This is a genomic window from Streptomyces sp. NPDC037401, assembly GCF_055602345.1.
Map to the genome: position 1 here is coordinate 292,377 of NZ_JBVJWO010000005.1, position 13,835 is coordinate 306,211.

Here is a 13,835-nt window from a genome sequence, read left to right on the forward strand (position 1 = left end):
GGGCGCACTCATCAGGGTGGGGCCTGGGCTCAGGTGGGGTCCAGGCCGTGGCTGCGGAGCCACGACAGCGGGTCGATCGCCGAACCCCCGCCGGGCCGCACCTCGAAGTGGAGGTGGGGGCCGGTGGAGTTGCCGGAGTTTCCGGAGTAGGCGATGACGTCGCCGGCCTTCACCGACCCGGAGCGGAGCTTGGTGCTGCTGAGGTGGCAGTACCAGGTCTCGGTGCCGTCGGGGGCCGTGACTATGGCCATGTTGCCGTAGGCGCTGTTCCACTGCGTGCGGACGGTGCCGTCGGTGGCGGCCATGACCGGAGTGCCGTACGAGACCGGGAAGTCGATGCCGGTGTGCAGCGACATCCAGTTGACGCCGGACTGGCCGTAGCCGGCGCTCAGCCCGTGCCGCGCGACGGGCAGCGCGAACTTGGGACGCATGGCCTCCTTGCGGGCCGCCTCCTCCGCACGCTTCTTGCGCTCGGCTTCCTGGCGGGCCTTGAGGTCGATGCGCTCCTGGGTGCGGCTCGCGCGGTCCGCGAAGTCACCGGCATCGGCGCTGAGCGCGGCGAGCTGGGTGTCGAGCTGCCTGTTCGCGGCGACCGGCTTCACCGAGGCCGGGTCGGGCGCGGCCAGGGTGGTGGTGTCCTCGACGGGCTGCTGGCCGCCGGTGAGTCCGCCGACGGAGGCGGCGGCGACACCCGCGACGCCCATCACGCAGGCGGAGGGCACGGCCACGGTCAGCAGCGCGGAGCGCTTGGCGGGGGTGCGGCGGCGGCCGCGGCTGCCGGCCGTCGCGGCGGAACCGGCCGCGCCGGCGGACCGGCGGGCGGAGCGGGGCGCGTGCACGACGGGGGCCGGTCCGGCGTCCGGTGCGGTGTCCGGTCCGGCGGTCCCGGCACCGGTGTCGGAACCGGCCTCGAGGTCGGCCGTCCCGGGCTCGGCCTCGTCCTCGAAGGTGATGTCGAAGGTGGCCGTGGTCCCGGCGTCGGCGGGGTACTGCGCGGCGGGCTCGTAGGAGTCGTACGCGTCGTAAGAGGTCTCGTACGCGTCCTGCGCCGGGTAGGTCTCCGCGGTCGCGCTCTGCGCGTAGGGGTCCTGGGCGAAGGGAGCGGCCGGGGTCTCGTACTCGTACTCGCCGAACTGCTCGTACGACGGCGTGTACTGCCGGGGGAGCTCCTCGGCGGCGCCGGTGTTCCACGCGGTCGCGTCGTAGGTGCCGGTCTCCGCGGCGCCGGTGGCGAAGCCGGGCATCGCCCACTGGCCGGACTCGTGGCCGGTGGCGCCGTACCCGAAGGCGCCCTGCTGGTACTCGGTGCCGTTCGCGCCGAGCGCACTGTTCGCGCTGTTCCAGGCGCTCGCGTCCCACTGCCCGGTCGTGTCGTCGGAGACGGTCTGGGCCGGGATGGACGCGAGGTAGGCCTCGGGGGCGGTCCAGGCAGTGGTGTCGTACGTGCCGGTCTCCAGGCCCTGCTGCGGGGCGTACGCGGCGTACGGGTCGTAGGCGTAGCCGTAGCCCTGCGTCTGCTGGTGGTTTTCGTAGCCGCCCTCGAAGGATCCGTAGGAGGACGGATCACCGGCGAAAGTGGTGGTGGAAAGGCCGTCGTACCCGGCATCCGGGTACGGGCCCGACGAGGGGCGGTCGTTCACCAACTTCTCTTTCGCCTCGGCAGTGGGGGCCTGGGTGGCCGGGGAACTCGAGGTTCCCCGGAGGAGAGCAGTGGCGTGACTGTACCCGCCGGTTACCGGCATCGACAATCTTCGCCGGGTTTCGGTTCCTCAGGAACCGGGCATTCAGCCGCCTTTCGGCTGGGTACAGGCACAGCCTTGGCGCTGCGTTCGAGAGGTGTTCGAAAAAAGGTCCGGGCGTGTTCAGGCGACGGACGAGTCGCCGGAGGCGGCCTGTGGCCGGGTGGCGGGGCCGTCGAGGGCCTGCAGGATCCCGGTCGTGACCGCCGGGTGCACCGGCATCGCGAGATGGCCGATGCCCGTGACCGGGACGTCCTCCGCCAGCAGGTCGGGATGGTCGAGGCGGGCCGTCTCCGCAGGCACCATCAGCTGGTCGAGATCGCTCCAGAAGCTGACGAACCGCGTGCGGCAGCCGGGCGCGGGACGCCGCAGCTCCGCGATCACGTCGGAGTCCGGCCGCATCTGCCGGACCAAGGGGTGCGCGTCCATCAGCGGCGCGACCCGGGTGCCCTGGTGCGGGGTGCCGAGGGTGACCAGCGTGCGGACCCGGGCGTCGCCGCCCAGCCGCTGTACGTAATAGCGGGCGATCAGGCCGCCGAGGCTGTGGCCGACGATGTCGACACGGTCCTGACCGCTGCGGGCGCAGGCCTCCTCCACCCGCGGGGCCAGCTGCCGGGCGGCGGCGCGCAGGTCCATGGTCAGCGGGGAGTAGTTGACCGTCTCCACCCGTCGCAGGCCGTGCGCGCGCAGTGACCGGCGCAGCAGGACGAACACGGAGCGGTTGTCCGTGAACCCGTGGAGCAACAGGACGGGCGGCCGGGCCGTGCCCTCGCACGGAGTCCCGGGGGAGTCCTCGGGCTCGGGACGTTCCGACAGCACCCCAGTGGGGTACACGATCAGGTGCGCAGCCAGGATCGCCAGCTCGAGTACAGCGGCCCGGACGGCGTCCGCGGACACCGGGGCCCTGTGGTCCTCCGTGGCCAATCTCAGTGACAAGCCCATGCCTGGCTCCTGAAGAGTGCTCCGGAAGCGGCGGCGTCTTATCCAGGTGCGCCACGCCGCCGTGCCGTGCGGCTGGCGGCACGGTGGCGTGGCTACCTCGTCGCGGCTCCCCTTGCGACCGGCTGTGTCAATGACCGAAACGTGTCAGGTGTGATTTCCCCCATGCCGTCCACCGCGAAACGGCGGCTTGCGGGATGCTGTGCTTAACGTTCGTTCACCTGGAGGTAGTGATGGGTGTGACCGGTCCGATCCGAGTGGTGGTCGCCAAGCCGGGTCTCGACGGCCATGACCGGGGTGCCAAGGTGATCGCGCGTGCGCTGCGTGACGCCGGCATGGAGGTCATTTACACCGGTCTCCACCAGACTCCCGAGCAGATCGTGGACACGGCGATCCAGGAGGACGCCGACGCGATCGGCCTCTCGATCCTCTCCGGCGCGCACAACACCCTGTTCGTCAAGGTCATCGAGCTCCTCAAGGAGCGCGACGCCGAGGACATCAAGGTCTTCGGCGGCGGCATCATCCCCGAGGCGGACATCCCGCCGCTCAAGGAGAAGGGCGTGGCCGAGATCTTCACGCCCGGCGCGACGACCACCGCGATCGTCGACTGGGTGCGCGCGAACGTCCGCCATCCCGCCGAAGCCTGATCCTCCCCGCCCCCACCCCGACCCCCGCCCGGCCCGCGGCGGGGGCCCGGCCCGCCCGGCGCCGCTACGGCGGGGTCAGCTCGGCGTGCAGGGCGGCCCGCAGGCGCAGGGTCGCGACCAGCCGCCGGAAGGCCTCCGACCAGTAGCCCGCCGCGCCCGGCGACCCGTCCGGCGGGTCCTCGTACGCCGCGGTCAGCGCCTCCAGGCGATCCGCCTCCGCCGGATCCAGACAGCGCTCCGCCAGCCCCAGGACCCCGCTGAAGCTCCACGGGTAGCTGCCCGCGTCCCGCGCGATGTCCAGCGCGTCCACCACCGCCCTGCCGAGCGGCCCGGCCCACGGCACCAGACACACCCCGAGCAGCTGGAACGCCTCCGACAGGCCGTGCGCCCCGACGAACTCGGCGACCCAGGCGGCCCGCGCGTCCTCAGGGAGCGTTTCCAGGAGCTTGGCGCGCTCCGCGAGCGACGCCGTCCCCGGGCCCGCCGCCGGCGGCGCCGAGGCCGGCCCGAGCAGCGCCCTCGACCAGTCCGCGTCCCGCTGCCGGACCGCCGCCCGGCACCAGGCCGCGTGCAGGTCCTCCGCCCAGCCCTCGGGCACCGGCAGTGCCACGATCTCCGCCGGGCCCAGCCCGCCGAACCGCTCCCCCCAGCAGGACAGCGGAGCCGCCTCCACCACCTGCCCCAGCCACCAGGAACGCTCGCCGCGCCCCGCCGGCGGGCGCTTCACCACCCCGTCGCGCTGCATCCCCACATCGCACTCCCGCGGCGCCGTCACCCCCTCGGGCCCGACACACGCCAGGGCGCGAACCGCCATCCGCCCGGCCAGCGCAGAACCAGGCAGTGCGGACAGCAGCTCCGCCGCCGTCGCGCGGACGTTGCGGCTGCGGTCCGACAGGGCCTGCTCGAGGAACGGCTCATCCGCGTCCGACAGCCCGGCGCGCAGCGAATCCAGGAACATCAGCCGGTCCTCGGCCCGCTCGGACTGCCAGCCCCCCGCGAGCAACTCCCGCCCGGCTGCCGGATCCTGGCCGCGCACCAGGCCGAGCAGCGCGACCCGCTCCGCGAACAGACCCTCCTGCCAGAGCCGCTCCACAGCGGCCCGGTCCGCGGGATCCGGCAGCGCCGCACCCCCGCTCCCGCTGCGCAGCGCGAACCGCCAGTCCGGATTGAGGCGCGCCAGCCACAGCCCGCGCACCCCGGCCAGCTTCAGCGCCGCAGGACGCAGGTCCGTCCGTGCGCGGGCCGCGTCCAGCAGGCCCGGCAGCAGCGCCGCCGGAGCCCGGTAGCCGCGGGCGTTCGCCGCGGCCAGCCACTGCGGCAGCAGCTCCGCGAGATCGGGCGCCACCCCGCGCCCCGTCCCGCCCCCCGCGGCCCGGCCCGCCAGCAGCTGCGCCAGCCGCCGTCGCGCGGCCGGCGGCAGCTCCGGCCGCGGATCCGGCGCCACCGGATCCGGCAGCGGGCCGGCCGCGGCGGGCCGCAGCCCCGCCCGCCGCCGTACGGTGTGCAGCGCCGCCGCGTCCAGCAGCAGCTCCGGGCTCCCCGCGGCCCCCACGCCGCCCCGCCGCTCCGTGCCCAGCAGCGCCGCCGTGACCAGCTCCTCCCAGTCGCCGGCCGCACCCAGGCCCCCGGCCCCGGCCGGCGGCCCCGCCACCGGGCGCAGACCGGTCTGCGTATCCGTATCCGTCATGCCGTCCTCCCCTCCTGTGCGATGTGCGCCCCGGTCCCGCCCCCTCCGCGGGACCGGGGCAGTCCGTCCCCGGTAACACCGGAGCCGGTTCAGCCCAGCGGCACGGCCTCCGCGGAGGCCGGCTGCCAGGCCGTCAGCGGGGTGAACCCCGTGTGCCCGCACTCCCCGAACACCGTCAGCGGCCCCCCGCCCGACAGTGCGGCCAGCTGCCACCGGCCCGCACCCGACCGCCCGGCCCGGCTCAGCGGCAGCGCGAACTTCCCGTCGCCGTCCGCCAGCTGCCAGCCGCCGTCGTCCGACGGCACCGGTATCACCCCGTCCAGCACCACCGGCCAGGAGTCCAGCCACGGGTCCTCGCGCAGCGCCTCGCCGTACAGGTCCAGCGCCGCCCCCGTGTCCACCCCCGGCGGCGGCCCCGCATGCGGCAGCGGCGGTCCGAACCGATCTCCCAGATCGGCCCGCAGCTGCCCCGCCCCCGTATGGAAAGACGCCTCCGCCTCCACCGCCAGCCCCACCGGCAGGGACAGCTGCGGCGGCCGGCCGGGCGGGCCGAAGTCCAGCACCAGTGCCGGACGGGCGCTCTCCAGCCCGTACAGCCAGATCCGACGCGTCGTCAGCCGCCCGTCCGGCGAAGCCGAGTCGTACTGCGACAGCACGAGCCACCGGTCGCGCACCGGGACGCCCCCCGCGGTGCCCGGCAGCCCCACCCGCGTCCGCACCGTCGCCGCCAGCGGCTCCGGCAGCTGCGACACCCCCAGCCAGGCCCGGTCGAGCAGGTGGAGCAGCGCGCACTCCTCCAGCATCCGCACCGGCCACCCCGGCCCCGAGGACGGGACCGTCCCCAACTCCCGTACCCGCGCGGCCAGTCCCGGCGCCTGGGCGTCGACCATCCGCGCCGCGGTCTCCTCCCACGCGCCGTACCCCGCCTGCTCCTGGCCGGCGAGACCGCCGCGCAGCAGATCGGCGAGGCGCTGCTCCAGCTCGGTCACCCCCGCGCCGATCCGCCCGGCCCGGCGCTCCGCCCGCTTCCTGGCGGCCTCCGGATCCGCGGGCTTCCCCCCGCCCGCGGGACCCCCTTCCTTCCTCTTCCCCGCGCGCTCCCCGAGCCACTGCCCGGCCCAGTCGGGCGCCTCCCCCTCCGGCACGGCCCGCTCGTCCCCCGCCCAGAGCAGCAGCAGCCCGAGCGCGTGCTTGCACGGGAACTTCCGGCTCGGGCACGAGCACTTGTACGCCGTGCCCGCCAGGTCGACCACCGTCTGGTACGGCTTGCTCCCGCTGCCCTTGCACAACCCCCACACCGCGCCCGAAGCGGAACAGCCCGCCCCCGACCACGGCCCGGCGCTGCCGAGCTTCGTCCCCGCCTTGCGCGACGCTTCGTCAGGCGCCAGCGACAGCACCTGCTCGGCAGTCCAGCGCACCGCCTGATCAGTCATGTGTCCGAAGGTAGAGGGGCCCACTGACAATCGCCCTGACCTGCAACAACACCGCTGCGGAAGGGGGTTGGCGGTCCGCCGCCGGGGCGATGTCAGTGCCGTGGTGCACCGTGGAATCACGCCCGGCTCGCACCGGGAAGCACGGACACGCATATGGAGGGGGATCCATGACCATGCCCGGAAACACCACGGACGGCGAGGTACTGCGGCCGCATGCGGAGGACGCGTTCGCCGGCGAACTGTCCGCCCTGGCGGCCGCCGACGACCGGCCCCGCCCCGCCCGCTGGAAACTCTCGCCGTGGGCCGTCGCCACGTACCTCCTCGGCGGCACGCTCCCCGACGGCACGGTGATCACACCCAAGTACGTGGGCCCGCGCCGCATCGTCGAAGTGGCCGTCACCACCCTCGCGACCGACCGCGCCCTCCTGCTCCTCGGCGTGCCCGGCACCGCCAAGACCTGGGTGTCCGAACACCTCGCGGCGGCCGTCAGCGGAGACTCCACCCTGCTCGTCCAGGGCACCGCCGGCACTCCCGAGGAAGCCATCCGCTACGGCTGGAACTACGCCCGCCTGCTCGCCCACGGCCCCAGCCGCGAGGCCCTGGTGCCCAGCCCGGTCATGCGGGCCATGGCCGAGGGCATGACCGCCCGCGTCGAAGAACTCACCCGCATCCCCGCCGACGTCCAGGACAGCCTGATCACCGTCCTGTCGGAAAAGACCCTGCCCGTTCCCGAGCTGGGCGAGGAGGTCCAGGCCGTCCGCGGGTTCAACCTGATCGCGACGGCCAACGACCGCGACCGCGGGGTCAACGACCTCTCCAGCGCGCTGCGCCGCCGCTTCAACACCGTCGTACTGCCGCTGCCGGAGAGCCCCGAGGCGGAAGTCGACATCGTGTCCCGCCGCGTCGACCAGATAGGACGTTCCCTCGACCTGCCCGCCGCCCCCGAGGGCCTCGAGGAGATCCGCCGCGTCGTCACCGTCTTCCGCGAACTGCGCGACGGCGTCACCGCCGACGGCCGGACCAAGGTGAAGTCGCCCAGCGGCACCCTGTCCACGGCCGAGGCCATCTCCGTCGTCACCAACGGCCTCGCCCTCGCCGCCCACTTCGGGGACGGAGTGCTGCGCCCCTCGGACGTGGCCGCCGGAATCCTCGGCGCCGTGGTCCGCGACCCGGCGGCCGACCGGGTGATCTGGCAGGAGTACCTCGAAGCGGTCGTCCGGGAGCGCGACGGCTGGAAGGACTTCTACCGCGCCTGCCGGGAGGTATCGGCATGACCCGAGGGACCGGAGGGACCGGCGGCCCGACCGGCCCGCTGCTGCTCGGCGTCCGGCACCACGGACCCGGCTCCGCCCGCGCCGTGCGGGCCGTCCTCGACACCGCCCGGCCCCGGGCCGTCCTGGTCGAGGGGCCGCCCGAGGGCGACGCCCTGCTGCCCCTCGCCGCCGACCCCGGCATGCGGCCGCCCGTCGCGCTGCTCGCCCACGTCGCCGACGACCCGGGGCGCGCGGCGTTCTGGCCGCTGGCCGAGTTCTCGCCCGAGTGGGTGGCGATCCGCTGGGCGCTCGCCCACGAGGTCCCCGTTCGCTTCATCGACCTGCCCGCCGCACACTCCCTCGCCGTCCCGGACGCCGGGGAGGGCGCGCCGGAGCCGCAGACCGGGGACGGGGAAGACGCCGCGGCCCTGCGCCTCGACCCGCTCGCCGCACTCGCGGAGGCCGCCGGGTACGACGACCCCGAGCGCTGGTGGGAGGACGCCGTCGAGCACCGGGGCGCGGGCGGCGACCCGCTCGCCGCCTTCGAGGCCGTCGGCGACGCCATGGCCGCACTGCGCGAGGATGCGGGGGACGGCGGCCACGCCCGCGACCTGGTCCGCGAGGCCCACATGCGCCAGCGGATGCGTGCGGCCCGGCGGGAGTTCGGCGACGCGTATGCCGTCGTGTGCGGGGCCTGGCACGTGCCGGCGCTGCGGGCGAAGACCACCGCGACCGCCGACCGGGCGCTGCTCACCGGACTGCCCAAGGTGAAGACCGAGACGGCCTGGGTGCCCTGGACCCACCGCCGGTTGTCGCGGGCCGCCGGATACGGCGCCGGGATCTCCTCGCCCGGCTGGTACCGGCACCTGTTCACCGCACCCGACCGGCCGGTGGAGCGCTGGCTGACCCGGGTCGCCGGGCTGCTGCGGGCGGAGGACAAGCAGGTCTCGTCCGCCCACGTCATCGAGGCGGTACGGCTCGCGGACACCCTGGCTGCCATGCGCGGCCGCCCGCTTCCCGGCCTCTCCGAGACCATGGACGCCGTCCGGGCCGTGATGTGCGACGGATCCGACGTCCCCCTCGCACTGATCGAGGACCGGCTCGTCGTCGGCGACGAGCTCGGCGAAGTGCCCGAGCACGCGCCGGTCGTCCCGCTCCAGCGCGATCTGACCCGGCAGCAGCGCTCGCTGCGGCTCAAGCCGGAGGCGCTGGAGCGCGAGCTCGAACTCGACCTCCGCAAGGACACCGACAGCGGACGCAGCCTGCTCCTGCACCGGCTGCGGCTGCTGGGCGTCGACTGGGGCGAAGCGGCAGTCTCGCGCGGCAGCACCGGCACGTTCCGCGAGACGTGGCGGCTGCGCTGGGAGCCCGAGCTCTCGGTCCGGGTGGCCGAGGCCGCCGTCTGGGGCACGACCGTGCTCGGGGCGGCGACCGCGAGGGCGGAGGCCGACGCCCTGGCCGCCCGGCAGCTCGGCGACGTGACCTCGCTGGCGGAGAAGTGCCTGCTCGCGGGCCTCTCCGAGGCACTGCCGACGGTGATGCGGGTGCTCGCGGACCGGGCGGCGCTCGGCGCGGACGTGGCCCAGCTGGCCCGGGCGCTGCCCGCCCTGGCGCGCTCGCTGCGGTACGGCGACGTCCGCGGCACGGACACGGCCGCCCTCGCCGGGGTGGCGGCCGGGCTCGCCGAGCGGATATGCGTCGCCCTGCCGCCCGCGTGCACGGGCCTGGACGCGGAAGGCGCCGCGGAGCTGCGCGGCCATGTCGACGCGGTGCACGCGGCGATCGGGCTGCTCGAGGAGCCCGGCCTGCGGCAGCGGTGGTCGGCCGTGCTCCGCGCCCTCGCCGCACGCGAGACGGTGCCGGGCGGGATCCGGGGCCGGGCCGCCCGCCTGCTCCTGGACGACGGGCTGCTGCCCGCCGAGGAGACGGCGCGGCTGATGGGTCTGGCGCTCTCGCGGGCGGCCGAACCTGCCGACGCGGCCGCCTGGATCGAGGGGTTCGTCGGCGGCGGCGCCGGCGGCGGCACCCTGCTGGTCCACGACGAGCGGCTGCTCGGTCTGGTCGACGGCTGGCTCACCGGCGTGCCCGCCGAGGCCTTCACCGACGTACTGCCGCTGCTGCGGCGGACCTTCGGGGCGTACGAGCCGGGGGTACGGCGCACGCTCGGCGAACTGGTCCGGCGCGGCCCGGACGGCGGCGGGTCCGCATCCGGCCTCTCCGGGGCCGCGCCGACCGGCTTCGCGCCGGAGCTGGACCCGGTGCGGGCGGACGCGGTCGTGCCCCTGGTGCGGCTGCTGCTCGGCGCACACGCGGCAGCGGGCTGACGGCCCCGCCCGCCGGCGGGACGCACGACCGGGATGAACGAGACGGACGACAGGGGGAGGGACCGATGGGCGGGAGCGCGGCCATGACGACGCACACGACGAACACGACCGGCACGACGGACGCAGCAGGTACGACGGGCACGACAGGCCCGGCGGGCGGAGCGGTGGATCCGGCCGACGAGCGGCTGCGCCGCTGGCGGCTGGTCCTGGGAGCCGAGGGCGGCGACGGCACGGGCTACGCCCCCACCGGGCGGGACGCCGCCATGGACGCGGCCCTCGCCGCGCTCTACGGATCCGGCCGCCAGGGCACCCGCAAGCGCCCCGGGGACCGCTCGGCGGGCCTCGGCGCGTCCGCGCCCTCCGTGGCCCGCTGGCTCGGCGACATCCGTACGTACTTCCCCAGCTCGGTCGTCCAGGTGATGCAGCGCGACGCGATCGACCGCCTCGGGCTGTCCTCGCTGCTGCTCGAGCCGGAGATGCTGGAGGCCGTCGAGGCGGACGTGCACCTGGTCGGCACCCTGCTGTCCCTCAACAAGGCCATGCCCGAGACGACGAAGGAGACCGCCCGGGCCGTCGTGCGCAAGGTCGTCGAGCAACTGGAGAAGAAGCTCGCCACCCGCACCCGGGCCACCCTGACGGGCGCGCTGGACCGCTCGGCGCGCATCAGCCGCCCCCGCCACCGCGACATCGACTGGGACCGCACCATCCGGGCCAACCTGAAGAACTATCTGCCCGAGTACCGCACGGTCGTACCGGAGCGGCTCATCGGCTACGGCCGCGCCGCGCAGTCCGTGAAGAAGGACGTGGTGCTCTGCATCGACCAGTCCGGTTCGATGGCCGCCTCCGTCGTCTACGCCTCCGTCTTCGGCGCCGTACTGGCCTCGATGCGCTCCATCGCCACCCGCCTGGTCGTCTTCGACACCGCGGTCGTCGACCTCACCGACCAGCTCGACGACCCGGTGGACGTGCTCTTCGGGACGCAGCTCGGCGGCGGCACCGACATCAACCGCGCGCTCGCCTACTGCCAGTCGAAGATCACCCGGCCCGCCGACACCGTCGTCGTCCTCATCAGCGACCTCTACGAGGGCGGCATCCGCGACGAGATGCTCAAGCGGGTCGCCGCGATGAAGGCCGCCGGGGTCCAGTTCGTCGCCCTGCTCGCCCTCTCGGACGAGGGCGCCCCCGCATACGACCGCGAGCACGCCGCAGCCCTGGCCGCGCTCGGCGCCCCTGCCTTCGCCTGCACCCCCGACCTCTTCCCGGAGGTGATGGCCGCAGCGATCGAGAAGCGTCCCCTGCCCGTGCCCTGACCGGCGCAGACGCACGCTCCGGCCCGGCGGAATGGTCAGATCGCACGAAGTTGCAGCTCATGCCTGAGGCGATCTGTGAGAGGAATCACCGCGCCGGTGTGATCTGCAATTTAGGGACCCACGTCCTGCAGGGATAACCTGCCGGACGGACATGCCGCGTCCACGGTCACCGTGTGCGCATCCCCTGTGACAGCGCCGTCACGTTGCCCTCCGCGGCACGCCCACGCAGACAACCGCGAACACTGCGAATCTTTAAGACAAGGGACGGACGCGCGTGGACCTGTTCGAGTACCAGGCGAGGGACCTCTTCGCCAAGCACGGTGTACCGGTGCTGGCCGGTGAAGTCATCGACACGCCTGAGGCGGCTCGCGAGGCCACCGAGCGGCTGGGCGGCAAGTCGGTCGTCAAGGCGCAGGTGAAGGTCGGAGGCCGCGGCAAGGCCGGCGGCGTCAAGCTGGCCGCCACCCCGGACGAGGCCGTCGCCCGTGCGACGGACATCCTCGGCATGGACATCAAGGGCCACACGGTCCACAAGGTGATGATCGCCGAGACCGCTCCGGAGATCGCCGAGGAGTACTACGTCTCGTACCTCCTCGACCGGACCAACCGCACCTTCCTGGCCATGGCTTCCGTGCAGGGCGGCATGGACATCGAGGAGGTCGCGGAGAAGACCCCCGAGGCCCTCGCGAAGGTCCCGGTCAACGCCAACGAGGGCGTGACCATCGAGAAGGCCCGCGAGATCGTCGCCCAGGCGAAGTTCCCGGCCGAGGTCGCCGAGCAGGTCGCCGAGATCCTCGTGACCCTGTGGGCCACCTTCATCGCCGAGGACGCGCTCCTCGTCGAGGTCAACCCGCTCGCGAAGGTCGCCGACGGCCGCGTCATCGCTCTCGACGGCAAGGTCTCCCTGGACGAGAACGCCGAGTTCCGCCAGCCGGGCCACGAGGAGTTCGTGGACCACGCCGCGGCCAACCCGCTCGAGGCGGCGGCCAAGGCCAAGGGCCTGAACTACGTGAAGCTCGAGGGCGAGGTCGGCATCATCGGCAACGGCGCGGGTCTCGTCATGAGCACCCTCGACGTCGTCGCGTACGCCGGTGAGAACCACGGTGGCGTCAAGCCCGCCAACTTCCTGGACATCGGTGGCGGCGCGTCCGCCGCCGTCATGGCCAACGGTCTCGAGATCATCCTCGGCGACCCGGACGTCAAGTCCGTCTTCGTCAACGTCTTCGGCGGCATCACCGCCTGCGACGAGGTCGCCAACGGCATCGTCCAGGCCCTGCAGCTGCTCGCGGACAGGGGCGAGGCGGTCACCAAGCCGCTCGTCGTCCGTCTCGACGGCAACAACGCGGAGCTGGGTCGCAAGATCCTCTCGGACGCCAACCACCCGCTCGTGCAGCGCGTGGACACCATGGACGGCGCGGCCGACAAGGCCGCCGAGCTCGCGGCTGCGAAGTAAGGAAGAGGGGAACAGAAAGCCATGGCTATCTTCCTCACCAAGGACAGCAAGGTCATCGTCCAGGGCATGACCGGCGCCACCGGCATGAAGCACACCAAGCTCATGCTCGGTGACGGCACCAACATCGTCGGTGGCGTGAACCCGCGCAAGGCCGGCACCGAGGTCGACTTCGACGGCACCAAGGTCCCGGTCTTCGGCTCCGTCGCCGAGGCCATGGAGAAGACGGGCGCGGACGTCTCCGTCCTCTTCGTGCCGCCGGCCTTCGCCAAGGCCGCCGTCGTCGAGGCCATCGACGCCGAGATCCCGCTGGCCGTCGTCATCACCGAGGGCATCGCGGTGCACGACTCCGCCGCCTTCTGGGCGTACGCGACCGCCAAGGGCAACAAGACCCGGATCATCGGCCCGAACTGCCCCGGCCTGATCACCCCCGGTCAGTCCAACGCCGGCATCATCCCGGGCGACATCACCAAGCCCGGCAAGATCGGTCTCGTGTCCAAGTCCGGCACCCTGACCTACCAGATGATGTACGAGCTCCGTGACATCGGCTTCACCTCGGCCGTCGGCATCGGTGGCGACCCGGTCATCGGCACCACGCACATCGACGCCCTGGCGGCCTTCGAGGCCGACCCGGACACCGAGCTGATCGTCATGATCGGCGAGATCGGCGGCGACGCCGAGGAGCGTGCGGCGGACTTCATCGCGAAGAACGTCACCAAGCCGGTCGTCGGTTACGTCGCGGGCTTCACCGCCCCCGAGGGCAAGACCATGGGCCACGCCGGCGCCATCGTCTCCGGCTCCTCCGGCACCGCGCAGGCCAAGAAGGAGGCCCTCGAGGCCGCCGGCGTCAAGGTCGGCAAGACGCCGACCGAGACCGCCAAGCTGGCGCGAGCCCTCCTCGGCCAGTAACAGCCTCTCGGGCACGTAGTACGGCAGTCGTACCGCGTACGGCAGCACGACGGCCGCGGGGGGGGGGGGGGGGGGGGGGGGGGGGGGGGGGGGGGGGGGGGGGGGGGGGGGGGGGGGGGGGGGGGGGGGGGGGGGGGGGGGGGG

Annotated in this window: 10 protein-coding genes; 6 read left to right on the forward strand and 4 right to left on the reverse strand. The window is 73.9% G+C overall.

What is annotated here, in order from left to right:
• Nucleotides 1–29: 29 nt before the first annotated feature.
• Complete coding sequence (locus tag ACZ7H1_RS07060; RefSeq protein WP_470784420.1) at nt 30–1,640, reverse strand: M23 family metallopeptidase; 1,611 nt, start codon at nt 1,638–1,640, stop codon at nt 30–32.
• Between the two features lie 222 nt (nt 1,641–1,862).
• Nucleotides 1,863–2,681: an esterase/lipase family protein gene (locus tag ACZ7H1_RS07065; RefSeq protein ID WP_470784421.1), complete on the reverse strand. Its 819-nt coding sequence runs from the start codon at nt 2,679–2,681 to the stop codon at nt 1,863–1,865.
• 230 nt (nt 2,682–2,911) lie between these two features.
• On the opposite strand from ACZ7H1_RS07065, the gene ACZ7H1_RS07070 reads away from it, so the two are divergent.
• Entirely contained in the window at nt 2,912–3,325 is a 414-nt protein-coding gene (locus ACZ7H1_RS07070) for a cobalamin B12-binding domain-containing protein (protein WP_470784422.1), read from the forward strand.
• A gap of 64 nt (nt 3,326–3,389) precedes the next feature.
• Here ACZ7H1_RS07070 and ACZ7H1_RS07075 read toward each other — a convergent pair whose 3' ends face one another.
• The gene (locus tag ACZ7H1_RS07075; RefSeq protein WP_470784423.1) at nt 3,390–5,012 is read right to left on the reverse strand and encodes a DUF5691 domain-containing protein; all 1,623 of its coding nucleotides are present in this window, start codon (nt 5,010–5,012) and stop codon (nt 3,390–3,392) included.
• 89 nt (nt 5,013–5,101) lie between these two features.
• The gene (locus tag ACZ7H1_RS07080; RefSeq protein ID WP_470784424.1) at nt 5,102–6,445 is read right to left on the reverse strand and encodes an SWIM zinc finger family protein; all 1,344 of its coding nucleotides are present in this window, start codon (nt 6,443–6,445) and stop codon (nt 5,102–5,104) included.
• 167 nt (nt 6,446–6,612) lie between these two features.
• Here ACZ7H1_RS07080 and ACZ7H1_RS07085 point away from each other — a divergent pair, with 167 nt between their 5' ends.
• The 5 genes from ACZ7H1_RS07085 (at nt 6,613) to sucD (ending at nt 13,691) form a co-directional block, all read left to right on the forward strand.
• Nucleotides 6,613–7,719: an ATP-binding protein gene (locus tag ACZ7H1_RS07085; protein WP_470784426.1), complete on the forward strand. Its 1,107-nt coding sequence runs from the start codon at nt 6,613–6,615 to the stop codon at nt 7,717–7,719.
• Nucleotides 7,716–10,022 carry a DUF5682 family protein gene (locus tag ACZ7H1_RS07090; protein ID WP_470784427.1) on the forward strand — a complete coding sequence of 769 codons (2,307 nt, stop codon included), beginning with the start codon at nt 7,716–7,718 and terminating at the stop codon, nt 10,020–10,022. Before ACZ7H1_RS07085 ends, ACZ7H1_RS07090 begins: the two co-directional genes overlap by 4 nt.
• A gap of 83 nt (nt 10,023–10,105) precedes the next feature.
• A complete protein-coding gene (locus ACZ7H1_RS07095; protein ID WP_470784428.1) occupies nt 10,106–11,332 on the forward strand; it encodes a VWA domain-containing protein in 1,227 nt (408 codons plus the stop codon).
• 274 nt (nt 11,333–11,606) lie between these two features.
• The gene (gene sucC / locus ACZ7H1_RS07100) at nt 11,607–12,785 is read left to right on the forward strand and encodes an ADP-forming succinate--CoA ligase subunit beta (RefSeq protein WP_470784429.1); all 1,179 of its coding nucleotides are present in this window, start codon (nt 11,607–11,609) and stop codon (nt 12,783–12,785) included.
• Between the two features lie 21 nt (nt 12,786–12,806).
• Nucleotides 12,807–13,691, forward strand: coding sequence for a succinate--CoA ligase subunit alpha (sucD, locus tag ACZ7H1_RS07105; RefSeq protein ID WP_470784431.1), 885 nt, complete (start codon nt 12,807–12,809; stop codon nt 13,689–13,691).
• The last annotated feature ends 144 nt before the right edge of the window (nt 13,692–13,835 follow it).